The organism is Micromonospora sp. NPDC003944, assembly GCF_053605225.1.
On record NZ_JBSGIV010000036.1, the window covers coordinates 40,396 to 65,669 of the forward strand.

The 25,274-nt window shown below is 71.8% G+C and carries 23 protein-coding genes; 12 read left to right on the top strand and 11 right to left on the bottom strand.

Annotated features, from left to right (window positions below; all coding sequences use genetic code 11):
- Positions 1 to 130 precede the first annotated feature (130 nt).
- The 4 genes from qcrB to ctaE all read right to left on the bottom strand — a co-directional run bounded on the left by qcrB (position 131) and on the right by ctaE (position 4,422).
- Positions 131 to 1,762 carry a cytochrome bc1 complex cytochrome b subunit gene (qcrB, locus tag ACWER9_RS19035; RefSeq protein WP_452303076.1) on the bottom strand — a complete coding sequence of 544 codons (1,632 nt, stop codon included), beginning with the start codon at positions 1,760 to 1,762 and terminating at the stop codon, positions 131 to 133.
- Positions 1,759 to 2,853, bottom strand: coding sequence for a cytochrome bc1 complex Rieske iron-sulfur subunit (gene qcrA / locus ACWER9_RS19040; RefSeq protein ID WP_452303077.1), 1,095 nt, complete (start codon positions 2,851 to 2,853; stop codon positions 1,759 to 1,761). Before qcrA ends, qcrB begins: the two co-directional genes overlap by 4 nt.
- Positions 2,854 to 2,917: 64 nt before the next feature.
- A complete protein-coding gene (gene qcrC / locus ACWER9_RS19045) occupies positions 2,918 to 3,754 on the bottom strand; it encodes a cytochrome bc1 complex diheme cytochrome c subunit (RefSeq protein WP_452303078.1) in 837 nt (278 codons plus the stop codon).
- 68 nt (positions 3,755 to 3,822) lie between these two features.
- On the bottom strand, positions 3,823 to 4,422 hold the full coding sequence (gene ctaE / locus ACWER9_RS19050; protein ID WP_452303079.1) for an aa3-type cytochrome oxidase subunit III: 600 nt from the start codon (positions 4,420 to 4,422) through the stop codon (positions 3,823 to 3,825).
- A 108-nt stretch (positions 4,423 to 4,530) separates the two neighbouring features.
- Here ctaE and ACWER9_RS19055 point away from each other — a divergent pair, with 108 nt between their 5' ends.
- The 4 genes from ACWER9_RS19055 to ACWER9_RS19070 all read left to right on the top strand — a co-directional run bounded on the left by ACWER9_RS19055 (position 4,531) and on the right by ACWER9_RS19070 (position 7,671).
- Positions 4,531 to 5,451, top strand: coding sequence for a cytochrome c oxidase assembly protein (locus ACWER9_RS19055; RefSeq protein ID WP_452303080.1), 921 nt, complete (start codon positions 4,531 to 4,533; stop codon positions 5,449 to 5,451).
- 187 nt (positions 5,452 to 5,638) lie between these two features.
- Positions 5,639 to 6,034, top strand: coding sequence for a helix-turn-helix domain-containing protein (locus ACWER9_RS19060; protein WP_387176555.1), 396 nt, complete (start codon positions 5,639 to 5,641; stop codon positions 6,032 to 6,034).
- Positions 6,035 to 6,124: 90 nt separating this feature from the next.
- Positions 6,125 to 7,171, top strand: a complete 1,047-nt coding sequence (gene trpD, locus ACWER9_RS19065) for an anthranilate phosphoribosyltransferase (protein WP_452303081.1) — start codon at positions 6,125 to 6,127, stop codon at positions 7,169 to 7,171.
- Positions 7,172 to 7,464: 293 nt separating this feature from the next.
- On the top strand, positions 7,465 to 7,671 hold the full coding sequence (locus tag ACWER9_RS19070) for a hypothetical protein (protein WP_452303082.1): 207 nt from the start codon (positions 7,465 to 7,467) through the stop codon (positions 7,669 to 7,671).
- Positions 7,672 to 7,763: 92 nt separating this feature from the next.
- Here ACWER9_RS19070 and ACWER9_RS19075 read toward each other — a convergent pair whose 3' ends face one another.
- Entirely contained in the window at positions 7,764 to 8,189 is a 426-nt protein-coding gene (locus ACWER9_RS19075; RefSeq protein WP_196925324.1) for a cytochrome c oxidase subunit 4, read from the bottom strand.
- Positions 8,190 to 8,198: 9 nt separating this feature from the next.
- Positions 8,199 to 9,170 (bottom strand): aa3-type cytochrome oxidase subunit II, encoded by a 972-nt coding sequence (gene ctaC / locus ACWER9_RS19080; protein WP_452303083.1) that lies wholly within the window; start codon positions 9,168 to 9,170, stop codon positions 8,199 to 8,201.
- A 289-nt stretch (positions 9,171 to 9,459) separates the two neighbouring features.
- On the opposite strand from ctaC, the gene ACWER9_RS19085 reads away from it, so the two are divergent.
- Together ACWER9_RS19085 and ACWER9_RS19090 are read left to right on the top strand one after the other, a co-directional pair.
- Positions 9,460 to 10,611: a cysteine desulfurase family protein gene (locus tag ACWER9_RS19085; RefSeq protein ID WP_452303084.1), complete on the top strand. Its 1,152-nt coding sequence runs from the start codon at positions 9,460 to 9,462 to the stop codon at positions 10,609 to 10,611.
- On the top strand, positions 10,608 to 10,841 hold the full coding sequence (locus tag ACWER9_RS19090) for a sulfurtransferase TusA family protein (protein ID WP_452303085.1): 234 nt from the start codon (positions 10,608 to 10,610) through the stop codon (positions 10,839 to 10,841). Before ACWER9_RS19085 ends, ACWER9_RS19090 begins: the two co-directional genes overlap by 4 nt.
- 166 nt (positions 10,842 to 11,007) lie before the next feature.
- Here ACWER9_RS19090 and ACWER9_RS19095 read toward each other — a convergent pair whose 3' ends face one another.
- The 3 genes from ACWER9_RS19095 to ACWER9_RS19105 form a co-directional block, all read right to left on the bottom strand.
- Complete coding sequence (locus tag ACWER9_RS19095) at positions 11,008 to 11,988, bottom strand: carbohydrate kinase family protein (RefSeq protein ID WP_452303086.1); 981 nt, start codon at positions 11,986 to 11,988, stop codon at positions 11,008 to 11,010.
- Positions 11,989 to 12,172: 184 nt separating this feature from the next.
- On the bottom strand, positions 12,173 to 12,541 hold the full coding sequence (erpA, locus tag ACWER9_RS19100) for an iron-sulfur cluster insertion protein ErpA (RefSeq protein ID WP_007463211.1): 369 nt from the start codon (positions 12,539 to 12,541) through the stop codon (positions 12,173 to 12,175).
- A 169-nt stretch (positions 12,542 to 12,710) separates the two neighbouring features.
- Positions 12,711 to 13,850, bottom strand: coding sequence for a glycerate kinase family protein (locus tag ACWER9_RS19105; protein WP_452303087.1), 1,140 nt, complete (start codon positions 13,848 to 13,850; stop codon positions 12,711 to 12,713).
- 68 nt (positions 13,851 to 13,918) lie between these two features.
- On the opposite strand from ACWER9_RS19105, the gene nadA reads away from it, so the two are divergent.
- The 6 genes from nadA to ACWER9_RS19135 all read left to right on the top strand — a co-directional run bounded on the left by nadA (position 13,919) and on the right by ACWER9_RS19135 (position 24,148).
- A complete protein-coding gene (gene nadA / locus ACWER9_RS19110) occupies positions 13,919 to 15,118 on the top strand; it encodes a quinolinate synthase NadA (protein ID WP_452303088.1) in 1,200 nt (399 codons plus the stop codon).
- A 212-nt stretch (positions 15,119 to 15,330) separates the two neighbouring features.
- Positions 15,331 to 16,686, top strand: coding sequence for a UDP-N-acetylglucosamine 1-carboxyvinyltransferase (gene murA / locus ACWER9_RS19115; protein WP_030337972.1), 1,356 nt, complete (start codon positions 15,331 to 15,333; stop codon positions 16,684 to 16,686).
- 112 nt (positions 16,687 to 16,798) lie between these two features.
- Positions 16,799 to 17,392: a DUF3043 domain-containing protein gene (locus tag ACWER9_RS19120; protein WP_452303089.1), complete on the top strand. Its 594-nt coding sequence runs from the start codon at positions 16,799 to 16,801 to the stop codon at positions 17,390 to 17,392.
- A 148-nt stretch (positions 17,393 to 17,540) separates the two neighbouring features.
- Complete coding sequence (locus ACWER9_RS19125) at positions 17,541 to 18,101, top strand: helix-turn-helix domain-containing protein (RefSeq protein WP_452303090.1); 561 nt, start codon at positions 17,541 to 17,543, stop codon at positions 18,099 to 18,101.
- Positions 18,102 to 18,485: 384 nt separating this feature from the next.
- Positions 18,486 to 23,105 (top strand): WG repeat-containing protein, encoded by a 4,620-nt coding sequence (locus ACWER9_RS19130; protein WP_452303091.1) that lies wholly within the window; start codon positions 18,486 to 18,488, stop codon positions 23,103 to 23,105.
- 44 nt (positions 23,106 to 23,149) lie between these two features.
- Positions 23,150 to 24,148: an aldo/keto reductase family protein gene (locus ACWER9_RS19135; protein WP_452303092.1), complete on the top strand. Its 999-nt coding sequence runs from the start codon at positions 23,150 to 23,152 to the stop codon at positions 24,146 to 24,148.
- Between the two features lie 53 nt (positions 24,149 to 24,201).
- Here ACWER9_RS19135 and ACWER9_RS19140 read toward each other — a convergent pair whose 3' ends face one another.
- Positions 24,202 to 24,999, bottom strand: coding sequence for a site-2 protease family protein (locus ACWER9_RS19140; RefSeq protein ID WP_452303093.1), 798 nt, complete (start codon positions 24,997 to 24,999; stop codon positions 24,202 to 24,204).
- Positions 24,999 to 25,199 (bottom strand): hypothetical protein, encoded by a 201-nt coding sequence (locus tag ACWER9_RS19145; protein ID WP_452303094.1) that lies wholly within the window; start codon positions 25,197 to 25,199, stop codon positions 24,999 to 25,001. The genes ACWER9_RS19140 and ACWER9_RS19145 overlap by 1 nt, the downstream gene beginning before the upstream one ends.
- Positions 25,200 to 25,274: the final 75 nt, after the last annotated feature.

Below are 25,274 nucleotides of genomic sequence, written 5' to 3' on the forward strand. Positions count from 1 at the left end.
CCCCCGTCGCGCGGGGTCGACCCGTCGCACCGTGGCCGTCCGACTCCTGGTCGGATGGGCGGCGGGTGCCGATACGACGTGGCGCCCGCCGGAATCCGGCGGGCGCCACGTAACGGGACGAACGGGCGGGTCAGCGGCGGCTGTCGCCGCTGCCGACCTCCTCGCGCTCGGGTCGGGCCTCGACCGGCGGGTGCCCCGGCGAGACCGGCGCCTCGACCGGCTTCTCGATCGGGTAGAAGAAGCCCCGGATGGCCGGCCCGAGGGCCCCCAGCCGGTTCATCTTCTTCGGCACGACCCAGCCGACGTAGTCCAGCTGGCCGTGGCCGTCGGCGTGCCCGTTGGACGCGCTGAGCGGCTGGTGCACCTCGACGAAGCGGCCGTCCGGGAGGCGGCGGATGATGCCGGTCTCCACGCCGTGCGCGAGCACCTCCCGGTCGTGCTGCTGCAGACCGAGGCAGAGCCGGTAGGTGACGTAGTACGCCAGCGGCGGAAGCAATAGCAGGCCGACCCGGCCCGCCCAGGTCATCGCGTTCAGACTGATCTGGAACTTGTCCGCGATCACGTCGTTGGCGCCGGAGAGCGTCAGCACGACGTAGAACGTGACGGCCATGGCGCCGACGGCCGTCCGGGCCGGGACGTCACGAGGCCGCTGGAGCAGGTTGTGGCTCTTGCGGTCCTTGAGGTGCCGGGCTTCCAGGAACGGGTACATCATCGACAGACCCACCAGGATGCCGGGCAGCACGACGGTCGGCCAGAACAGCGGCGGGATGACGTACCCGTCGCCGATCGGGATCGGGATCTCCCAGGCCGGCATGAGTCGGGTCGACCCGTCGAGGAACATGACGTACCAGTCGGGCTGGCTGGCGGCCGAGACCACCCACGCCTCGTACGGGCCGAACAGCCAGATCGGGTTGATCTGGAACAGGCCGCCCATCAGCGCGATGACGCCGAAGACGACCATGAAGAAGCCGCCCTGCTTCAGCGCGTACCGCGGGAACATCCGCTCGCCGACCACGTTGTCGTTGGTCCGGCCGGGGCCGGGCCACTGCGTGTGCTTCTGCTTGAAGACCAGGCCCAGGTGGACGCTGATCAGCGCGACAAGCAGACCCGGGATGAGCAGCACGTGGGCGATGAAGAACCGGCTGACGATGATCGTGCCCGGGAACTCGCCACCGAAGATCGACGAGGTTACCCAGGAACCGATCACCGGGATGGACAGCATGATCGCCGAGGCGATCCGCAGGCCGGTGCCGGAGAGGCCGTCGTCCGGAAGCGAGTAGCCGGTGAAGCCGGCCAGGAAGCCGACCCAGAACAGCAGCGAGCCGATGATCCAGTTGGCCTCACGCGGCTTGCGGAAGGCGCCGGTGAAGAACACCCGCAGCATGTGCACGACGATCGCGGCCATGAACAGCAGCGCCGCCCAGTGGTGCATCTGCCGCATCACCAGACCACCGCGGACGTCGAACGAGATGTCCAGGCTGGAGGCGTACGCGGCGGACATCGGGGTGCCCTGCAACGGCGCGTAGCTGCCGTCGTAGACCACCTCGGTCATCGCCGGCTCGAAGAAGAAGGTGAGGAACACACCGGTCAGCAGCAGCACGACGAACGAGAACAGCGCGATCTCGCCGAGCAGGAAGGACCAGTGGTCCGGGAAGACCTTGTTCAGCAGCTTGCGCAGCGGGGTGGCCACCGCGAAGCGGTCGTCCACTCCCACCGCGGCCTTACCCGGCGTCGCCGCAAGGTCAAGCTTTCGACGCTTCATGGCCGCTCCCAGAAGTCAGGCCCAACGGTCTCAGTGTAGTCGGACTTCGCCACGAAGAAGCCCTCGGAATCCACCTCGATCGGCAGCTGCGGCAGCCGCCGGCTGGCGGGGCCGAAGATCGGCCGGGCGTTGTCGGTGATCAGGAACTGGGACTGGTGGCAGGGGCAGAGCAGCCGGTTGGTCTGCTGCTCGTACAGGCTGGCCGGGCAACCGGCGTGCGTGCAGATCTTGGAGAACGCCGCGTAGTTGCCCCACATGTAGTCACCGTGGCCGATTTCCGGCCGCGAGTTGGCTTCCCGGGACTTCTGGGCGTCCGAATCGCGCAGGTGGATCAGCAGCGTCGGCGAGTCGGCGTGCCTGTTGCTCACGCCGTGGTCGATGCCGGGGAACACGGTGAGCTGACCGCCGGCGCTGATGTCCGCCGGGCGGACCGGACGGCCGTCCTCACGGACCAGCCGGATCTTCTCGCCACCCTCGGGCTTGGCGAAGCCGGTGGTGAACATCTGGTTGTTCTTGTGCGGCTGCGAGATCAGCCCGCCGACAAGCGGCGCCGCCGCGACCGCGGCGACCGGCGCGAGACCGGCCAGCAGCGAGATGCCGAGCAGCGGACGACGCTTCACGCCCAGCTCGTCGGCCATGTAGAGCATCGTCTGGCCGGTGATGGTGCGGCCTTCGGAGTCCACCTGACCCTCGTGCCGGTCCTGGATCGAGACCTCCTTGGGCAGCAACTTCTTGCCCCAGGTCAGGATGCCGAAGCCGACAGCGAGCAGCGCCACGCCGAGGGTGAAGCCGAGCAGCGGGGTGTAGAACTTGTCGCCGCCCCGGCCCGCCTCGTACTGCCACGGCCACCAGATGTAGATGGCCAGGAAGGCGGTCGCGGCGAGTCCGGTGATCAGAAAGAAGCCGGCGACCACCCGGGTCAGCCGACGCTCCGCCTTGGTGCCGGGCAGCACCTGCGGCTCGTAGTGGACGATCTCGATGTCGTCCCGACGCGCGCCCTCACGGACGATGTCGAACCGGGTGAGCTTGGGGTCGTTCACGTCGAGCGGCTCCCGGCCCTGCGGGGCCTGGTGCTCGGGGTGGGTGCTCATGCCGTCACCTCGCTACGGGTGGCGCCGAGCGGCACCACAGCACGGAATCGGATGGCCTGCTCGATCACGACTTACCCGCAATCCACAGGCTGGCGAAGACGAGCGCCACGATGCCGACCAGGAAGATCGCCAAGCCCTCGGTGGAGGGGCCGTACCGCCCGAGGTTGAACCCGCCCGGGTCCTGGTCGTGCTTCAAGGTCTCCTGGATGTAGGCGATGATGTCGGCCTTCTGCTCGGGCCGGAGCTGGTTGTCGCCGAACACCGGCATGTTCTGCGGGCCGCTCAGCATCGCCGCGTAGATCTGACGGTCGGTCGCGGGGTGCAGGCTCGGGGCGAACTTGCCCGAGGAGAGGGCGCCGCCGCCACCACCGAACGCGTGGCACTGCGAGCAGTTGATCCGGAACAGCTCACCGCCGGCCGCGACGTTGCCGTCCTCGCGGAGGTCGTCGCCCTCGGGCACGACCGGGCCGCCACCCAGCTCCTGGATGTACTGGGCCAGCTGACGGGTCTGCTCGTCGGTGAAGACGGGGGGCTTGCGGTGCGCCTGGGCCTCCTGGCGGGCCAGCGGCATCCGCCCGGAGCTGACCTGGAACTCGACAGATGCCGCGCCGACGCCGACAAGGCTCGGCCCGCGACCCTCGACACCCTGGGCGTTGCGGCCGTGGCAGGTCACGCAGCTCACGTCGAACAGTGCCTTGCCCTCGGCGGCGGCGCCGGTCAGCTGCGGGTTGTCCTGCGCCTGGGCACCGGGGGCGAAGACGGTGTATGCGCCGCCGGCGAGCATCAGCGCGGCGATCAGCCGGACCGCGGCGCCCAGCCGGCGGCGGCCCCTGCTGCGCGCGGCGGGCCGCTCGCGCAACCGCGCGAGCAGACCGCGTCGGCGGTCGTTGTCAGAAGTCATGAGGTGTCCTTAACCGGTTGGACCTGTCTCAGGGGACGGAGCAGCAGCGCGGAGTGTGACGCGCAAGATCACTGGAGCCAGTAGATCATGGCGTACAGCCCGATCCACACGACGTCGACGAAGTGCCAGTAGTACGACACGACGATCGCCGACGTCGCCTGCGCCGGAGTGAACCGGCCCATGGTCGTACGGACCATGAGGATGATGAAGGCGATCAGACCACCTGTCACGTGCAGGCCGTGGAAGCCGGTGGTCAGGTAGAACACCGACCCGTACCCATCTTCGTTGATCTTGACGCCGTCGGCGACCAGGTGCCGGTACTCGTTCAGCTGACCGAGCACGAAGATCAGGCCCATCACGAAGGTGACGGTGAACCAGCGCCGCAGCGCGTGCACGTCACCCTTCTCCGCTGCGAAGACGCCGAGCTGGCACGTCACCGAGGACAGCACCAGGATCACCGTGAAGGTGGTCGCGTACGGGATGTTCAGCGCCTCGGTGTGCTTCTCCCACTGCTCCGGCGCAGCCGCGCGGATCGAGAAGTACATCGCGAACAGCGCCGCGAAGAACATGAGTTCGCTGGAGAGCCACACGATCGTCCCGACGCTGACCATGTTGGGTCGGGTCAGGGAGTGGATCCGGCTCTTGTCAATGGCTGGGGCCGCAGTCACGCCGTCATTATTGCCCCTGACCGGCACCGGCGATCAGCGGGGTGGCAAACCTGCGCCTTCCGTGGCCCGAGCGTCAGGGTCCGGTTCGCCTGGCCTAGCCTGAAAAGCGTGCTGCACGTCGATCCGATCTTCGCCGCCACCTCGGCCCCGCCGCCGTTCACCGTCGGCGCGGTGCTGAGCGAGACCCGGCTGGACAGTTGGCTGGCCCTGGGCCTGGTGCTCGCCGCCGGCCTGTACCTCTACGGGGTGTACCGGCTGCGCCTGCGGGGCGACCGCTGGCCGATCGCCCGTACCGTGTTCTTCCTCGGCCCCGGGCTGGGCGGCATCGCGCTCGTCACGGTCAGCGGGCTGCACGCGTACGACACCGCGCTGCTCTCCGTACACATGATCCAGCACATGGTGCTGTCCATGGTGGCGCCGATCTTCCTGGCCCTCGGCGCGCCGATGACCCTGGCCCTGCGGACCCTCCCGGTCCGGCCGCGCAAGCGCCTGCTCGCGATCGTGCACAGCCGCGTCGCCCGGGTCTACAGCTTCCCGCTGGTGGCGTTCGCCATCTTCGTGGTCAACCCGTTCGTGCTGTACTTCAGTGACCTGTACCGCTACACCCTCGAACACGCCTGGGCGCACGAGTTGGTACACGCCCACTTCATCATGACCGGCTGCGTGTTCTTCTGGCCGCTACTCGGCCTCGACCCGCTGCCCGGCCGCTGGCCGTACCCGGCTCGGGCGCTGCTGATGCTGCTCTCCGTGCCGTTCCACACCGTGCTCGGCCTCACCATCATGCAGAGCAGCACGCTCTTCGGCGGCGACTGGTACCCGTCGCTCAACCTCGGTTGGGTCGACCCCTGGCAGGACCAGGTGGTCGCCGGCGGCATCCTCTGGGCCGGTGGCGAGTTCGTCAGTGTGACCATGCTCGCGGTGCTGGTGGTGCAGTGGGTCAAGCAGTCCGAGCGGGAGGCCCGCCGGGTGGACCGCGAGCTGGACCGCCAGGAGGCGCGTGAGCGCGCCGCCGACGCCGCACCCGCCTGAGCTGCGACGACGGTACGACGAACGGGTGGCGCAGGCCACCGTGTCGGCTACGTCACGCCGACCGGTACGATCTGCGGGCAGCTACGAGGGGAAAGCGGAGTGCTGGCATGAGTGAGCGCAGCGAACGAATCATCGGGCTCAGCGCGGTGGTGTCTCATGACGGCACGGAGCGAAGCGGAGTGCTGGCATGAGCGATCGTCTTTGCACCGTCCTGCTCTACAGCGACGACCCGCAGGTCCGTGACCGGATGCGGATGGCCGTCGGCACCCGGCCCGCGCCCGGTCTGCAGATCGAGTTCGTCGAGGCGTCGACCTACGCGGAGACGATCCGGCTCGTCGACGACTACGAGATCGACCTGCTGCTGCTCGACGGTGAGGCGAGCCCGGGCGGCGGCATCGGCATCGCTCGGCAGATCAAGGACGACCGGGACGACGCTCCCCCGACCTGCCTGGTGATCGCCCGCGCCGCCGACCGATGGCTCGCCGCGTACGCCGAGGTCGACGCCACGCTTGTGCACCCGCTCGACCCGGTGACCACCGGCGGCACGGTGGCCGAGCTGCTGCGGACGCACGCACCCGCCTGACGTCCCACGCTCCTCCGGCACCCCACGGCGCCGGATCTCCTCGGCGCCGGTTCCAGCCCACCCGCACTTCGCATGCTCGGGAGGCCCGTCATGGGCGATCGGACCTGGCCGCACCTGCTCAACGCGCTGCTGCGCGGTGACGAACTCTCCACCGCCGACACCGCCTGGGCGATGGACGAGATCATGACCGGCTCGGCGAGCGCCGCGCAGATCGCCGCGTTCGCGGTGGCGCTGCGGGCCAAGGGGGAGACCCCGGCGGAGCTGGCCGGCCTGGTGGAGGCGATGCTGGACCGCGCGGTCCCGGTGACGCTCCCCGATGAGTTGCGCCGTACCGCCCTCGACGTGGTCGGCACCGGCGGTGACCTCGCCCACACGGTCAACATCTCCACCATGACGGCGTTCGTGGTCGCCGGTGCGGGCGTCCGCGTCGTCAAGCACGGCAACCGGGCCGCCTCCTCGCTGTGCGGCACCGCGGACCTGCTGGAGTTCCTCGGCATCCCACTTGACCTCGGCCCGGAGCAGGTCGCCCGCTGCGTCGAGGAGGCCGGCATCGGGTTCTGCTTCGCGGCCCGGTTCCACCCCGGGATGCGGCACGCCGGCCCGGTCCGGCGCGAGGTGGGCGTACCCACCTTCTTCAACTTCCTCGGCCCACTGACCAACCCGGCTCGCCCCCGGGCCGGCGCGGTCGGCTGCTTCGACCAGCGGATGGCCCCGGTGATGGCAAGCGTGTTCGCGGGCCGGGGCGACTCGGCGATCGTGATGCGCGGCGAGGACGGGCTGGACGAGTTCACCACCGCCGCACCGACCCGGATCTGGGCGGCCCAGGGCGGCACCGTACGCGAGGCGGTGCTGGACGCGACGGACCTGGGGGTACCCCGGTCCACCATCGCCGACCTGCGCGGCGGTGACGCCGCCTACAACGCGGGCGTGGCCCGTCGCCTGCTGGCCGGCGAGACCGGCCCGGTCCGGGACGCGGTGCTCGTCAACGCGGCGGCGGCGCTGGCCACCCAGGGCCCGCTCGACGGCGACCTCATCGAGGCGCTCCGCGCCGGCCTGACCCGCGCGGCCGAGTCGATCGACTCCGGGGCGGCCGCCGCGACCCTGGACCGCTGGATCGAGACCGCCACCACCGCCTGACCGACCCCGACAACGCGCACCCCGGCCGGCCGGCGGTGCGGCACCGCCGCGGGTGATCGACTCGGGATCCGTGAAACCGCCGTGTCCTCGCGCCAGGACACCGCGACGTCAACGAACCCGAGTGGATCATTCACCGTGAGCAGCGGCGGAACCCCCCGCCGACCCATGGCGGGACCTCCGAGCGGAGATTTGTCGGACCCGCGTGGAAAACTACAGCCGAGTGATTCTCCGCTCCGGTGCGTGCGTCGCTGTCGCATCCGGGGGCGGTTCGCCTGTAGCGAGAGGAGACGCCGGTGTCGCACCGGGAGCTCTACTGCGACGTCTGCGAGGGCGTGACACCGTTCGAGGCCCCGCCCTGCGTCGACGGCCACGGCACCGACTGCCCCGAGCTGATCTGCACCGGCTGCGGCGCCGCGGTGGTGATCGCCACGTTCGCCGTCCCGGTCGTCCGGCTGGCCGGACGCCGACACCGCCAGCCCGCCCGCCGCCACGCCGCCTGACCCACCCACGAGCACGGCACACGAGTACGACGAAGGCCCGCCCCCCACCTGGGGGAACGGGCCTTCGACAGAAACCTGTCCGGCTGGACCGGTCAGTGCTCGGCGGTACGCCGGGTGCCGCTGTAGTACTCGAACAGGAGCCCGCAGGCGGCGAAGACAACTGCCAGCAGGCCGGCGCCGATCAGCCAGAACTGCCAGAACACCATGCCGAGCGCGGCGATCGCGGCGGCCAGCGCCAGACCGAACGGCCAGTAGCTGCCCGGGCTGAAGAAGCCGACCTCACCAGCGCCGTCGGCGATCTCGGCATCCGGGCGGTCTTCCGGGCGCAGGTCGATGCGGCGGGAGACGAACCAGAAGAAGCCACCGCACATCGAGCACAACAGGAACGACAGCAGCAGGGCGACGGTGCCGACCCACTCGACGCCGCCCGACTCCCCGTGCGTCCAGGCGCCGTAGAGGATCGTGGCACCGAAGAGGAACCCGGCGATGATCAGGAAGATACGCCACTCGGTCTTCATTCCGCTGCCTCAGCTTCCGGTGCGGGCCGGAACTTTGTCCGGGTTGAAGTTGTCCTGCGTCCGCCGCGTGTCGAACGGCTCGGTGGTCTCCGCGTACGGCTCCTCACCGATCGCGGACAGCGCCTCCTGGGTGGACTTGCCGCTCTGCTTGGCCGCGAGGAACTGGTCGTACTTCTCCGGCGACACCACCCGCAGCTCGAAGTTCATGAACGCGTGGTAGCTGCCGCACAGTTCGGCGCAGCGCCCGACGTAGGCGCCCTCGGCGTCCAGGCTTGAAACCTCGAACACGTTGCGGATCTTGCCGGGCATGACGTCCCGCTTGAAGAGCAGTTCCGGCACCCAGAACGAGTGGATGACGTCGCGGCTGGTCTCCTCGAACCGGATGGACCGGTTGGTCGGCAGCACCAGCACCGGGATGACCTCGCTGGTGCCGAGCGTCGACGCGGTGGTGCGGGCGTCCGGGCCCTGACCGTCGCGGTAGTTGAACTGCCAGTTCCACTTGAACGCGACGACCTCGACCGTGACGTCCGGGTTCTTCGACAACTTGTCGACGTCGGTCTGCACGATCGCCGTGTAGTAGAAGAGCACGGAGACGATCAGGATCGGCGCGATGGTGTAGAGGAACTCCATCGGCATGTTGTAACGGGTCTGCACCGGCAGCGCGTTGCCACGCTTGCGGTAGCGCACGACACACCAGAAGATCAGGCCCCACACGAAGACGCCGACGGCGAGCGCGGCGATGCAGGAGGCGATCCACAGGTCGTACATCCGCTTGGACTCCGGCGAGATGCCGCCCTGCGGCCAGCCGAAGCCGTCAAAGGTCTGACCCACGTCACAGCCCGTGAGCAGGACCAGCAACGCGACGCCACCGAGACCGAGCCCGGCCAGGCGACCAGCACCACGCCCCCGGCGTCCACCAACCCCTGGGGAAGCGCTGTGCCGTACGGCCGACGGCCGTACCTCCGAACTCCTTGCGACCACCTGGTCCTGCCTCCCTAGCGCGCCGCGGTGCGTCTTTCCTCAGCACCGACGGCAAAGGCGTCACCGACGGTCGCAGATTACTCGACCATGACGGACTCGACCGTGGTGGGGTCGCTGTCCGCCCCCCATCGGGGGGATCCTGGGCATACCGCCGCGATAGCGTATTGATCTGTGAGCGCGAGGAGTGAGCCGGGGTTGCGAGCCCCACAGCCGCGAACAAAGGCGGTCCCGTGAGCGCGAGGAGTGAGCCGGGGTTGCGAGCCCCACAGCCGCGAACAAAGGCAGTCCCGTGAGCGCGCCCCCGGTCTACCTGGACGCGGCGACCGCCGCACCGATGCATCCGGTGGCGCGGCAGGCGCTGCTGGCCGCGCTCGACGACGGTTGGGCTGACCCGGGCAAGCTGTACACGCAGGCCCGGCGGGCCCGGCAACTGCTCGACGCCGCCCGCGAGGCCACCGCGCTGACGCTCGGCGTCCGCGCCGACGAGGTGTCCTTCACCCCCAGCGGTACGACCGCAGCTCACGGCGCGGTGCTCGGGGGCCTGGCGGGGCGGCGCCGGGTCGGGGCGACGTTCGTGCACTCGGCGATCGAGCACTCGGCGGTGCTGCACGCGGCGGAGCGGCATGTCAGCGCCGGCGGGAGCGTCACCGCGGTGCCGGTCGACCGGGTGGGCCGGCTGGACCTGGCCGCGTGGTCGACCGCCGTGCGGGCCCCCGGGGTCGCGCTCGCCGCGTTGATCACCGCCAGTCACGAGGTGGGGACCGTGCAGCCGGTCGCCGAGGCGGCGGCGGTGTGCGCCGACGCGGGTGTGCCGCTGTACGTGGACGCGGCGCAGTCGGTGGGCCGGGTACCCCTGCCGGCCGGTTGGTCGGTGCTCACGGCGAGCGCGCACAAGTGGGGCGGGCCACCCGGGGTGGGGGTGCTGGCGGTCCGTAAGGGCACTCGCTGGGAGTCACCCTGGCCGGCCGACGAGCGGGAGGGCGGTCGTACCCCCGGGGTGGTGAACCTGCCCGCGGTCGTGGCGGCGGCGGCGAGCCTGCGGGCGGCGGCGGCCGACGCGGCGGCCGAGGCGACCCGGCTGGCTCCGCTCGTGGACCGGGTCCGGGAGCGGGTCGCGGCGGAGGTGCCCGACGTGGAGGTGGTGGGTGACCCGGTGCTCCGGCTCCCCCACCTGGTCACGTTCTCGTGCCTGTACATCGACGGGGAGGCGCTGCTGCACGCCCTGGACCGGCGGGGCTTCGCCGTGTCGTCCGGCTCGTCCTGCACCTCGTCCACGTTGCGTCCGTCGCACGTGCTGGAGGCGATGGGGGTGCTGTCGCACGGCAACGTGCGGGTCAGCCTGCACCGGGAGACGACAGAGGCGGACGTGGAGCGGTTCCTGGTCGAGCTGCCGGGGATCGTCGCCGGGTTGCGTGCCGAGGCCGGGGTGGTGGGGCTGTGACGATGCCGGACGAGGTGATCGACTGCCGGGGGCAGCGCTGCCCGCTGCCCGTGATCGCGGCGGCGCGACGGATGCCCGAGGTGCCGGTCGGCACGGTGGTCCGGGTGCTGGCCGACGACCCGGCGGCGGCGGTCGACATTCCCGCCTGGTGCCGGATGCGCGGCCAGGAGTTCCTCGGCGCCGTCAACGGCCCCGAAGGCCCCGCCTACGACATCCGCCGAACCCACTAACCCCGCCCGCACCGCCGCCCTACCCCCCGCCCGCACCCCGCGCCCGCACCCCGCACCCCGCACCCCGCGTCGATCATGGAGTTGTGGTGCTGAACAAAAGCCACATAAGGCGACTATCCAGCCACCACAACTCCATGATCGACGCGGGCGGGGGGCGGGGTTTGGGTTAGGACGGGAGGAGGTGGGGGCGGACTTCTTCTGCTGCGGTGTCGCCGTAGGACTCGGCGAGGCGCTTGACGAACAGGTCGCGGCGGACGTCGTACTCCTGGGTGCCGACGGTCTCCAGGACCAGCGTGGCCAGCAGCGAGCCGACCTGGGCGGCACGTTCCAGGCCGAGGCCCCAGGAGAGCGCGGTGAAGAAGCCGGCCCGGAAGCCGTCGCCGACACCCGTCGGGTCGACTGCCCGGATCTCCCGCGCGATCGGTACGTGGATCGGGTCGATGCCGCGCCCGGCGATCTCCACCCCGTGCTTGCCAAGCGTGGTGACCCGTACCTTGACCAGGTCGAGCAGCTGCTCGTCGCTCAGTTGCGCCTTGCTCTGCAGCAGCGACTTCTCGTAGTCGTTCGTCATCAGGTACTCGGCGCCTTCGATAAGCGCCACCACGTCCTCGCCGCCCATCCGGGCGAGCTGCTGGGACGGGTCGGCGGCGAAGGCGTAGCCGCGGGAGCGGCACTCGGCCGAGTGGCGCAGCATCGCCTCGGGGTCGTTGGCGCCGACAAGCACCAGGTCCAGACCGCCGAGCCGGTCGGCGACCGGGGCCAGCTCGATGTTGCGGGCCTCGCTCATCGCACCGGCGTAGAACGACGCGATCTGGCACATGTCGGTGTCGGTGGTGCAGACGAAGCGGGCGGTGTGTGCCACCTCGCTGATGTGCACCGAGTCGCAGTCCACGCCGTGGCGCTCCAGCCAGGAGCGGTAGTCGGCGAAGTCGGCGCCGACCGCGCCGAGCAGCACCGGGCGCAGGCCGAGCTGACCCATCCCGAAGGAGATGTTCGCCGCCACGCCGCCGCGGCGGAGCACCAGGTCGTCCACCAGGAAGGAGAGGGATACCTTGTGCAGCTGATCGGCGATGAGCTGGTCGGCGAAGCGGCCGGGGAAGCTCATCAGGTGATCGGTGGCGATCGAGCCGGTGACGGCGATCTTCATGTCAACCCTCAGGGTCGGGAGCAGGGCGCGGTCAGCCTACCGGCACGGCAACCCGATGGTCGCCGCTCGGTCGGACAACGGCAACCGGCTCGCCACCGCCGGCATCCGGGACCGCTCCCAGACCGGGTACGACGATGGGGCCGCCCCGGAGGACGGCCCCATCGTCGCTGGTGTGTGGTGTGACTCAGTTGAAGGAGTCACCGCAGGCGCAGGAGTTGCCCGCGTTGGGGTTGTCGATGGTGAAGCCCTGGGCGTCGATCCGGTCGGCGAAGTCGATCGTCGCACCGGAGAGGTACGGGGCGCTCATCCGGTCGACGACGACCTCGACGCCACCGAAGTCGGTCACGACGTCACCGTCGAGCGAACGCTCGTCGAAGAAGAGCTGGTACCGCAGGCCGGAGCAGCCGCCCGGCTGCACGGCGACGCGGAGCCGCAGGTCGTCGCGGCCCTCCTGCTCGATCAGGGCCTTGACCTTCTGCGCCGCGACGTCGGTGAGGACGACGGAAGTAGGGGCCTGGGCCTCGGTCGACTCGGTCTGCGCTGGCGTGGTCACGTGGAAGTCTCCCTGCGCGGTTTGGGTCCGGACGCACTGGCCAACGCCGCGCGCCGTCCAGTGATTCCCGGTTGTGGTCCTCAGCTGATCGTACGCCGCCTCGGCCGGGTGCACCCGCGTGGCGTGACCGCCACCGCAGGTCGGCCCGGCGATAGGGCGGCCGGGACGGTCAGCGGCTCCACTGCCGGGCCAGTCGGGCGCCCAGGTCGCGCAGCCCCTCGGCGGGCCTGCTCAGCGCGGCGTCGAGCCCACCGGCCTCCTCGCCGCCGAAGTGCTCGACCAGGCTGTACGCGTCGGTCACCCCGGCCGAGGCGGCCTCCCGCCGACCGGTGCTGACCTGCCCGGCGACCACCACGCAGGGGACTCCCCGGTCGCGGGCGGCGCCGGCCACCCCGGCGACCACCTTGCCGCGCAGTGACTGGTGGTCGAACGACCCCTCGCCGGTGATCACCAGATCGGCGGTGTCGAGTGCGGCGTCGAGTCGGGTGGCCCGGGTGACCAGGCCGATCCCCGACTCGCAGTCGCCGCCCAGCGCGAGCAGTGCGGCGCCGATACCGCCGGCGGCCCCACCCCCGGGCAGTGCGCCGAGCCCCGCCGGGCAGCCGGCCAGGTCCCGTTCCAGCACCGCCGCGAAACGCTCCAGGGCGGCGTCGAGCAGCAGCACGTCGGCCCGGTCGGCGCCCTTCTGCGGGCCGAACACGTTGCTCGCGCCGTGCAGCCCGAGCAGGGGGTTGTCCACGTCGGTGGCCGCGACCAGCCGGACGCCGCGCAGCCGGGGCGCGCCGTCCAGGGCGTCGACCGCGGCGAGCGCCGCCCCGCCGTACGCCAGTGCGGCGCCGCCCTGGTCGAGCGGGGTCACGCCCAGCGCGGCGAGCATTCCGGCGCCGCCGTCGTTGGTGCCCGAGCCGCCCAGCCCGATCACCACCGTGCGGGCACCGCTCTCCACCGCGGCGGCCACCAGCAGGCCCAGCCCGTACGAGGTCGTGGTCTTCGGGTCGCGCTCGGCGGCGGAGAGCAGGTGCAGGCCGCACGCCTGCGCGCTCTCCAGATAGGCGGTCGTGCCGTCGGCGGTGAGCAGGATCTCACCGGCCGCCGGCCGGCCCAACGGGTCGACCGTCGACACCGGCACCCGGCGGCCACCGACGGCTTCGGCGAGCACCTCGACGAAGCCCGGCCCACCGTCGGCGAGGGGCCGGATCAGCAGATCGTCTCCGTCGGTGACGGAACGCCAACCGGCGGCGACCGCGGCGGCCACCTCCGGTGCGGGCAGGGTGCCGGCGAACTTGTCCGGGCAGAGCAGCACGCGCATGCCGAGCAGTGTGGCAGCCCACACCGAGCGGAGCTGCGGCGCGCTCGTGCTGTGGGACCATGGGCTACGTGACTTCGACCTGGGTGGAACCCTCCAACACGGCGACGGCTCTGCTGCTGCTCGGCCGGGGCAGCGACCCCGACACCGAGCGCGGCGTCGAGTGTCCGGGCGACCTGCCGGCGCCCAGCGACCCGGATCTGGTGGCCCGTGCCACCGCCGCGAAGGCGAAGCTGGGCAGCAAGGTCTTCGTGCTGGGGCACCACTACCAGCGCGACGAGGTGATCCAGTTCGCCGACGTGACAGGCGACTCGTTCAAGTTGGCCCGGGAGGCCGCGGCCCGCCCGGACGCGGAGTACATCGTCTTCTGCGGTGTGCACTTCATGGCCGAGAGCGCCGACATCCTCACCACCGACACCCAGCGGGTGATCCTGCCCGACCTCGCGGCGGGTTGCTCGATGGCGGACATGGCCGTCCTGGGCCAGGTCGAGGCCGCCTGGGACACGCTGACCGAGCTGGGCATCGCCGGTGACACGGTGCCGGTGACGTACATGAACTCCTCGGCCGACATCAAGGGCTTCGTGGGCCGCAACGGCGGCGTGGTCTGCACCTCGTCCAACGCCAAGCGCGCCCTGGACTGGGCCTTCGAGCAGGGTTCGAAGGTGCTCTTCCTGCCGGATCAGCACCTGGGCCGTAACACCGCGGTGCTGGAGATGGGCCTGTCGCTCGACGACTGCGTGCTCTACGACCCGCACAAGCCCGGTGGTGGGCTCACCCCCGAGCAGCTGCGCGACGCCACGATGATCCTGTGGCGGGGGCACTGCTCGGTGCACGGCCGGTTCACGCTCGACAGCGTCAACGACGTTCGGGAGCGGGTGCCCGGGGTGAACGTCCTGGTCCACCCGGAGTGCCGGCACGAGGTCGTCACCGCCGCCGACTACGTGGGCTCGACCGAATACATCATCAAGACCATCGAGGCGGCTCCGGCCGGCTCGGCGTGGGCGCTCGGCACCGAGCTGAACCTGGTCCGCCGGCTCGCGCTGGCTCACCCGGACAAGCAGATCATGTTCCTGGACAAGGCCGTCTGCTACTGCTCGACGATGAACCGGATCGACCTGCCGCACCTGGTCTGGGCGCTTGAAGAGCTGGTCGCGGGCCGGGTCGTCAACCAGATCACGGTGGACGCGGACACGGCGCACCACGCCCGGGTGGCACTGGACCAGATGCTCGCCCTGCCCGGTTCGGACACTCCGCCACCGGCCGCGGCCTGATCACGATCCGTAGCGCTCTTGGTACGCAAAAGTGCCGGATCACCGATTAATGCCACACACGCCGATGTGACCGAGTCCTTTTTCGTCACCGAGGGCTATGCTGCCCAAGCGACGACACACGCGAGCCGTTTCGATGTGGCCGCATCCGGGGTAGCGACAACGTTCAGGCTCCCCACCATCAACACAGCAGCACCGACGCGCTGGAGGTTGCGTTGACCGACGACGTCCTGGTTGTGCACGGAGGCACTCCGCTCGAAGGGCGGATCCGCGTGCGCGGCGCGAAGAACCTGGTATCGAAGGCGATGGTCGCCGCGCTCCTCGGCGACAGCCCGAGCCGATTGTTCGACGTGCCGAAGATCCGCGACGTCGAGGTGGTGCGAGGTCTGCTCGGCCTGCACGGCGTCAAGGTCACCGACGGCACCGAGGACGGCGAGCTCGTCTTCGACCCGGCGAACGTGGAGAGCGCCAGCACCGACCAGATCAACGTGCACGCCGGTTCCAGCCGGATCCCGATCCTGTTCTGCGGGCCGCTGCTGCACCGCCTCGGGCACGCGTTCATCCCGGACCTGGGCGGCTGCCACATCGGCCCGCGCCCGATCGACTTCCACCTGCAGGCGCTGCGGGAGTTCGGCGCCACCGTCGACAAGCGGCCCGAGGGGCTGCACCTGTCCGCGCCCAACGGGCTGCACGGCACCAAGTTCGCCCTGCCGTACCCGAGCGTCGGCGCCACCGAGCAGGTGCTGCTGACCGCGGTGATGGCCGAGGGCGTCACCGAGCTGCGCAACGCCGCGGTGGAGCCGGAGATCATCGACCTGATCTGCATCCTGCAGAAGATGGGCGCGATCATCAAGGTCCACACCGACCGGGTGATCGAGATCCAGGGCGTGCCGAAGCTGCACGGCTACACCCACCGGCCCATTCCGGACCGGATCGAGGCGGCGAGCTGGGCGGCCGCCGCCCTGGCGACCCGTGGTCACGTCGAGGTGCTCGGCGCACAGCAGGCCGACATGATGACCTTCCTGAACATCTTCCGCTCGGTCGGCGGCGAGTACGAGGTCACCGACGCCCGCGCACCGAAGCTGGGCGACCCCGGCCAGGAGGGCGGCATCCGCTTCTGGCACCCCGGTGGCGAGCTGAACGCGGTGGCACTGGAGACCGACGTGCACCCCGGCTTCATGACCGACTGGCAGCAGCCGCTGGTCGTGGCGCTGACCCAGGCCCGTGGCCTGTCGATCGTCCACGAGACGGTCTACGAGCAGCGGCTGGGCTACACCGAGGCGCTCAACTCGATGGGCGCCAACATCCAGGTCTACCGGGACTGCCTCGGCGGCACGCCGTGCCGCTTCGGCCGGCGTAACTTCAAGCACTCCGCGGTGATCGCCGGGCCGAGCAAGCTGCACGCCGCCGACCTGGTCATCCCGGACCTGCGGGCCGGGTTCAGCCACCTGATCGCGGCGCTCGCCGCCGAGGGCACCTCCCGGGTGTACGGCGTGGACCTGATCAACCGGGGCTACGAGGACTTCGAGGCGAAGCTCGCCGACCTGGGCGCGCACGCCGAGCGTCCGTAACCTCGGTCACCAACCGTTCGACCACGACGGCTCCAGGGCGCCCGGCGTCCTGGAGCCGTCTGCCGTACACCGCGATGTGCACCGGGCGCCTGACGTTGGCTACCCTTGCCGCGTGCCGTCGCTCTTTCGCCGCAAGTCCACCGACCTCGTCGACGAGGCCGTCACCTCGGTGACCCCCGAGGAGACCGCTGAGCGTCCCCGGGGTTACACCCCGGCCAAGGGTCGGGAGACGCCCAAGCGGCCGACCGTCGGCCGTCGCCCGGCCGGCCCCAGCCGCCCCCTCACCAAGGAGGAGGAGCGCGAGCGTCGCCGCCAACTGCGTGCCGAGGCCGCGTCGGAGTTCCGCCGCGAGGGTGGCCCCCGCGACCGTGGCCCGGAGCGGCTGCTGGCGCGCAACGTGGTCGACTCCCGGCGTACCGTCGGCACCTGGTTCTTCGGCGGGGCACTGATCGTGCTCGTCGGGTCGAACGCGGCCATGCCGGCCCCGGTCCGGTTGATCTCCAACCTGCTCTGGGGCGCACTGGCGCTCGGCGTGGTCGTCGACTCGGTGCTGATCTGCCGCAAGATCAGCAAGCTGGTCCGGGAGCGCTTCCCGAAGACCGACCAGCGGATGGGCTCGCTCTTCCTCTACGCGGTCATGCGGTCGATCACCTTCCGGCGGATGCGCGCTCCGGCACCCCAGGTGAAGCTGGGCGACAAGGTCTGACCCCGCGCAACACCACCGAAACTGCTGCCTCGGGCACGTCAGAGGCAGCAGTTTCGCCGTTACTGCGCGGACCGTGTCGGGCGGTCATCATGCTGAACGGGTCGCCGTTGTTCGCCGTACCGAACGTTCGACCCCCTGGAGCGAAGGCATGCCTTCGGAACCGGCTGCCCCGCTGGCCACCATCGCCGCCGCCCTGCGCCGGGAGCGGGAACGCGTCGGCATCTCGCTGACCGAGTTGGCCCGCCGGGCGGGGGTGGCCAAGTCGACCCTCTCCCAACTGGAGTCCGGCACCGGCAATCCGAGCGTGGAGACGCTCTGGGCGCTGGGCGTCGCCCTCGGCGTGCCGTTCAGCCGGCTGGTGGAGCCCGTCGACGACGTCGTACGGGTCATCCGGGCCGGCGACGGGCCCCAGGTCCGCTCCGAGCAGGCCGACTTCAGCGGAACGCTGCTCAGCGCCGGCGCCGCGCACCTGCGCCGGGACGTCTACCTGATCAGGCTGGAACCGGGGGCGGTCCGGGTCGGGGAGGGACACACCCCGCGCAGCATCGAGCACGTGGTGGTCGCGGCCGGCCGGCTGCGGGTGGGGCCCGAGTCCGCGCCTGTCGAACTCGACCCGGGTGACTACGCCGCGTTCCCCGGCGACGCGCCGCACCGTTACGAGGCGCTCGCTCCCGGCACGTTCGCCGTCCTCATCATGGAGCATCCCTGACCGGAGGCGGCGATCCCGTCGGAGCCCCCTGGTCCTCGAGTGCGGTAGGGTCGGAGACCGGATTCGCTTATAGGACCAAATGTCCGAAACCAATGGGATAACGTTTGCGCCGGTGGGCGGCACCACAGTGGCGGTGAGCGAGCCGACGCCGTTACCCTCCATCCGCAGCCACAGCCTGCCCTAGCGGCGGTCTGACCGGCACGTGCGGCCCCCAGCGCGACAATTTGCAACGAGGTGACAACGCGTGAGCGAGCGGACGCGAGCCGGCCACCGGGGCGTGGCAGGCGGCGACCGGACGCCCAGCGGTCACCCGGTGGCTGACGCGCACGGCTCGCGCCCGGCGACGATCGGCCCAGCAGCCATGTGCGGCGACGGGCCCGACCGATGAACGGCCGCTACACCGACAGGTGGCCGGACCCGAACGAACCGTCCTGGGTGGTCGAACCGACAAGCGAGTGGCACCCCCAGTTTCCTGGCCAGCGCTACCCCGGCGACATCGGCATGTCGCACCAGCCGCCACCACGCGGCCGGGCGACGGTGTCCGGCCGCGCCGAGGTGCCACCGCTCGCGCCCACCCGCCCGGACGGCACCTACCTCGGCCGGTCCTGGTCCGACGAGCCACAAGCGGAACAGGCACCGCCCGGTCGGTCGTGGGTGGACGACGAGCCGGGCGAGACACCGGCCTACGGCCGACTCCGGGGCGACGAGCGCTCGTCGGAGGCGTCCACCTACGGCCGACCCGACAGCGCCGACTCCCGCCACTACGACCACGAGCCGTACCGTCGTCCGCTGCCCGAGCCGCCCCGCCGCGACGAACGCCGCTCGCCGGAGTCGGACCGCCGGACCGCCTGGTCCGACCGACGCCCCGCCGACGAGCGGGGACCGGCGCGGGAAGCCGCCTGGCACCGGGAGCAGCCGTACGACACCCGCCGTCCCCGGCCGGAGCCCACCGAGCGGGATCGGGGCTACCGGGGCTCGCCTCCGGTCTCCCCCGCGCCCCGACCCGAGCCCGGCTGGGTGCCCGAGCCGGGTGACGCACCACGTCGGCGCGGCACACCGGAGCGACCGGCCGCCGGTTACGAACGGCACCCCGGCGACGGGTACGCCGCCCGCCCCGCCCGCGAGCACGACGGCCGCTTCGCCGACGGAGCCGAGTCGTGGGCACCCGCGGACGGCCGCGCGCGCTACCGCTCCGACGGGTACCCGGACCGGGCCGGCGACGACCTACGCCGCCCAGAGCCTCGCTACCGCGCGGACGAAGGCGTCGGAGCAGCGCCGCCAGCCAACGGTGGACGACGGCGACGGCCCGAACCGGACCTGCCCGACCAGACCCGCCTCGACGACGACCGGCGTCGGCCCGACACCGACCCGCACTGGCAGCAGCCCCGTGAGGCGGCGGCCCGCGCCGAGGCGTACCCGGACCGGCGACCCCGCGAGCAGACCCGTCCGGACGCGTACCGGGAGAACGGGTACCGCGAGGACGCGCCTCGTGAGGACACCTACCGCGAGTCCCGGCCACAGCCGGGCCAACGGTCGGACGGCAGTCTGCCCTGGCCACCACCGGGTCCGGTGCGCCAGGACCACACCTCGGACCGCACCCGGGAGCCAGACCACCGCACCGACCCGCACCGCAGCCCGGACCCGCACCGCAGCGCCGACCCGTACCGCACTGGTGAGCCGGGCATCGCGTCGCGACCGGCCGCCCGGCCCGAGCGGCCGGCGGGGCCCGACGAGCGACCGGCGGCAACCCCGGCGCGGTACGACGAGCCACCGGTACGCCCGGCCGCGACGGCACCACCCGCGTCCGGCCGTGCCATGCCGGTCCCCCCTGTCGCCCCGGAGCGACAGGTGTCTCCGGCACCCGTGTCCCCGGCCCCCGTCTCCCCTGCCGCACCCGGCTGGGACCGACAGGTGTCGGCTGCCCCCGTCTCGCCCGCCGCCGACCGGCCCGTCTCGGGGCCACCCGCCGCACGCCTGCGGCTGGAGTACCTGCCCGCGCCGGTGGACCCGCCAAGCGCCGACGAGCGGTCGGAGGCCACGCCCGCACCGGGCCGTCGGCCGCTTGCCGAGCCACACCCGAGCGCCGGGGCACGCCCCACCCCGCCGCCGCGTTACGCCGGTCCGGGCAGCGGAGACCACGCGGCGGACCAGCGGCGTGGCGAGGAGCCGGGCCCGGATCGCCGTCGGGTCGACGAGCCGACGGCCAGCGCCCCAGCGACCGACCGCAGCCCGGCCTCCCCGGACCGCAAGTACTCGCCGGAACGGCCGCACGCCGCCGACCGACCGGCCGCGCCGCAGCGCTCGCACTCGCCGGAGCGGCCGGCCCCGACTGTCGACGCCCGCCCGTCGGTGGCCCCGCCGCCCACCTGGCAGGCGCCCGGGCCCCCGGCGAACCGCCCGGCCCCGACCCCGGCCGACCCGACCCCGGTGGCTCCTGCTCCCGTGTCCCCGCAGCCGCCGGTGGAGGACATCGCGCCGGCGCTCCCGCTGGCACCCGGCACGCCGCGCCGCTACGTACCCCCGCCGCCCTCGGACGAGCCGGTGGCGGCCGTTCCCGAGCCCGGCGACGTCCCGGGTGCCCGGGGGCCGGAGGCATGGTTCAGCCCCGCTCAGCCCGCCGAGTCCGACCAGGACGAGCCGGCGACCGATCAGCAGTCGTTCGACGCCGCCGACGACGAGGCGACGGCCGCCGACCCCGACCTCTTCACGGCACCGACCACACCGGACGAGGCCTTCGCCCCGGTCTCCGCACCGCCGGCCCGCCCGGTCTCCGGTGCCCCCCGGCTCTGGGCGGACGACCTGGACGACGACCCGCAGCCCACTCCCGACCTGACAACGGTGGACGACCAACCCGTCTCCGGCGTACCTGTCGTCGCGATGCCCCCGGACCACTCCGGAGCCGACCTGGGCGACCAAGACGGCGTCAGGCTCGGGGGCGGGGTCGACCAGCCGTCCTCCGCCGTCTCGTCGGACGAGGACACCGATCCGGTCGTGCACGACCCGACGGACGACCTCGCGCCACCCGACGGGCCGGCGGATGCGACCGACGAGCCTGGCACGAACCCCACGGACGGCTCGCGAGCAGAGTGGTCCGTCGACGCTGCGCTGTCCGTGCCGCCCAGGGACGACACAACCACGCCGATCTCGGCACCACCGCTGTCGGTCACACCGATCTCGGCACCACCGCTGTCGGTCACGCCGATCTCGGCACCGCCGCTGTCGGTCACGCCGGTCTCCGCACCACCGCTGTCGGTCACACCGGTCTCCGCACCGCCCGTCGCGGTCACGCCGGTCTCCGCGCCGCCGGCATCGCCGGTATCGGCCCCGCCCGCAGTGCCCGTCTCCGCGCCACCAGCCGCAGTGCCCGTCTCCGCGCCACCAGCCGCAGCGCCCGTCTCCGCGCCACCAGCGCCCGTGTCGGCGGTGCCCGTCTCCGCGCCACCGGCCTCACCACCAGCGCCCACGCCCGCACCACCCACGCCCGAGGCGGCGCCCGTCTCCGGGCCACCCACGCCCGTCTCCGGACCACCCACGCCCGTCTCCGGACCGCCCATGCCCGTCTCCGGGCCGCCAGCGGCGTCGGTGGAGCCGACATCCGGGCCACCCGCCCCGGCTGTTCCCGACCCGAGGAGCGGCTCGGACGGGGAGAACGTGCAGGTGTCCGCGCCACCCGACGACGCCCCGCCGGTGGTGACCCGCCCGTCGCTGGCCGACCCGGGCGACCCGGAGCAGGTGCTTGCCGCGTACCGCTGGCGGTTGGACCCGGTCACCCTGCGCGAGGACCTGACCGAGCCGGACGACCTGCGGGCCATCCGGCGGCGGCTGACCGAGAAGTTGGGCTCGGCCGTCGACAATCGCGCGCGGGCCCGGCTGCTCAGCCTGCGGGCGGTGGCCTCGCGAATTCTCGGCGACCTGGACGACGCGTTGGCCGACGGCCGGCTCGCCCTCACCTACGCCGAGGCCACCGGGGAACTGCGCCGGACCGCGTTGGCCCAGGCCCGGCTGGCGCACGTGCTGCGCTGGCGTGGCGACTTCGCCGAGGCGGACCAGCTCTTCGCCCAGGCCAACTCGATCGAGTTGCCCGACCGGTTGCGGGCCGCGCTGCACGAGCACGCCGGGCGGTCGTGTTACGACCAGGGGCGGCTCATGGAGGCCTGCGAGCACTTCGAGAAGGCGCTCGACCTGCGGGGCGCCGGCGACGCCGAACTGCTGGACCGGGTTCGGGTGGCTCTCGACGCGGTCACCGTCCGGGCCGAGGCGGGTGGCTTCGGGCCGTACCCCCGGGGTCGGGACGAGGTGCTCGACCGGGACCGACCCCCGGTGCCGGAGCGGGACGGGCCCATGTGGGGTTACACCAGCCAGGACGGTGAGGTGGTCATCCCCGCCCGGTACGCGGAGGCGCAGCCCTTCAGCGACGGGTTGGCGTGGGTCCGCCGGCCGGACCACGACCGCTGGTCGCTGATCAACCTGCTCGGTACGACGGTGATCCCGCCGTCCTTCCGGGCTGCGCACCCGTTCAGCGACGGCCTTTCCTGGGTGGTCGGCGAGGGCGGTTGGACGGCGATCGACGCGACCGGCGCGGTGCAGGTCGCGCCGAACTTCGCCGAGGTACGACCGTTCCGGCGCGGGCTGGCCGCGGTGCGGCGTGAGGGGTGGGGGGCTGTCGACCGGACCGGCCGGGTCGTCGTACCCACCCGCTACCACGCCTTCGTCACCGAGCTGGCCGACGGTCAGCAGGTCGACGGGTTCACCGACGAGGGGCTCGCCGTGGTCGACGTGGCCGGGCGGCGGGGCGTGGTGGACCGCACCGGCACGGTACTGGTCCCGCCGGCACACCCGATGCTCGTCATCCACCCGGTGGCGTTCCTGGTCGAGAGCGGCAACGGGCGGTGGGGCGCACTGGACCGGCGCGGCGTGCCGCTCATCGACCCGGTGCACCGCGACCGCGCCGAGGTGCTGGAGGAGATCGACCGGCTACTCACCGACGCCAATCCGGTGCTCTGAGTCGCCGGTCGCCGATGGTGATCCACTAGGGCTAGGGTCGGGTCATGGAATTCCGACACCTGGGCCGCTCCGGCCTGATGGTCAGCGAGATCTCGTACGGCAACTGGATCACCCATGGTTCGCAGGTCGAGGAGGATGCGGCGTTCGCCTGCGTCCGGGCCGCTCTCGACGCGGGGATCACCACCTTCGACACCGCCGACGGGTACGCCGGGGGGCGGGCCGAGGACGTGCTCGGCCGGGCGTTGCAGAACGAGCGCCGGGAGAGCCTGGAGATCTTCACAAAGGTCTACTGGCCGACCGGGCCCAGCCGCAACAACCGTGGCCTGTCCCGCAAGCACATCAGCGAGTCGATCAACAACTCGCTGCGCCGACTGCGCACCGACTACGTGGACCTCTACCAGGCCCACCGCTACGACAACAGCACCCCGCTGGAAGAGACGATGGAGGCGTTCTCCGACGTCGTCCACTCCGGCAAGGCGCACTACATCGGCGTCTCCGAGTGGACCGCCGCCCAACTGCGCGCCGCCCACCCGCTCGCCCGGGAGCTGCGCATCCCGCTCATCTCCAACCAGCCGCAGTATTCGCTGCTCTGGCGGGTCATCGAGACCGAGGTCGTGCCGGCAAGCGAAGATCTGGGCGTCGGGCAGATCGTCTGGTCGCCGATCGCGCAGGGCGTGCTCTCCGGCAAGTACCTGCCGGGCCAGCCGCCGCCGGCCGGTTCCCGCGCCACCGACGAGAAGTCGGGCAAGGGCTTCATCTCCCGATTCATGAACGACGACGTGCTGACCCGGGTCCAGCAGCTCAAGCCCCTCGCCGAGCAGGCCGGGCTCAGCATGGCCCAGCTCGCCGTGGCGTGGGTGCTGCAGAACCGCAACGTCGCGTCGGCGATCATCGGCGCGTCCCGCCCCGAGCAGGTGCAGGACAACGTGAAGGCGGTCGGCGTGAAGCTCGACGCCGACCTGCTCACGGCGATCGACGACATCGTCGAGCCGATCGTCGAGCGGAACCCGGCGAAGACCGAGTCCCCCGCGCAGCGCCCCTGACGCCGTTCGACCCGGCCGGCGTGACACCCTCGCGCCGACCGGGTCGGGTCGGCTCAGCCCTGCCAGAAGCGGATCAGCTCCAGACCTGTGGCGTACAGCCACGAGGGCAGACCGAGCAGGTCACCGACCGCGAAGACCGCGTCGAAGAACCAGCCCCCGATGCGCGGGTTCCACAGCAGCGCGAACAGCAGGATGAAGCCGTACGGCGCGAACAGGTCGTACATCTTGCGCCACTGCGGGTTGAGCCACGGCTGGATCATGTTGCCGCCGTCCAGGCCGGGCACCGGCAGCAGGTTCAGCACACTTGCGGTGAGCTGGAGGAAGGCGAGCAGCGCCACCCCGGCCCAGAACTCCACCGGACCACCCGACTGGGTGCCGAGCCGCACCGCCACCACCAACACCAACGTGAACAGCACGTTGGTCGCCGGGCCGGCGAGGCTGACCAGGGTATGCCGCAGCCGACCCGGAATGGCGTGCCGGTCCACCCAGACCGCGCCACCGGGCAGGCCGATGCCGCCGAGCAGCACCACCACCACCGGCAGCACGATCGACAGCAACGGGTGGGTGTACTTGAACGGGTTGAGCGTCAGATAACCGCGGTGCGCGATGTCCCGGTCGCCGGCCCGGTAGGCCACCACCGCGTGGGCGTACTCGTGCAGGCAGAGCGACACCAGCCAGCCGGACACCACGAAGAGGAAGACGTTGAACCGGACGCTGCCGTACGCGTTCCAGGTCAGCACCCCGCTGACCGCGAAGAGCGCGACCAGGCCGAGGAAGACCGGGCTGGGGCGGAACGCCGCCTTGGGGACGCCGAGGACCAGCCCGTCGCCGCTCGGGCGGTCGTAGGCCATCACTCGGCCGTGGGCAGCAGGCTCATCCGGTACTCCACCCGGTCGTCCTCCACGAGCGCGACCGAGGTGACGCCGGACGCCGCGAGCTCACGCCAGGACTGACCGACCCAGGATTCGGCGTCGGCCTGGCTGCCGAACGACTCCGCCGGTCCCTCGACCGTCTGGCCGTCCGTGCCCTCGTACCGCCAGCTCCACGCCATGCCGCGTCTCCCCTCGCCGCTGAAGTCCCCGTGGGACGAACCCCCGCCAGCGTAGTCGGCCCGGCGCGCAACGGC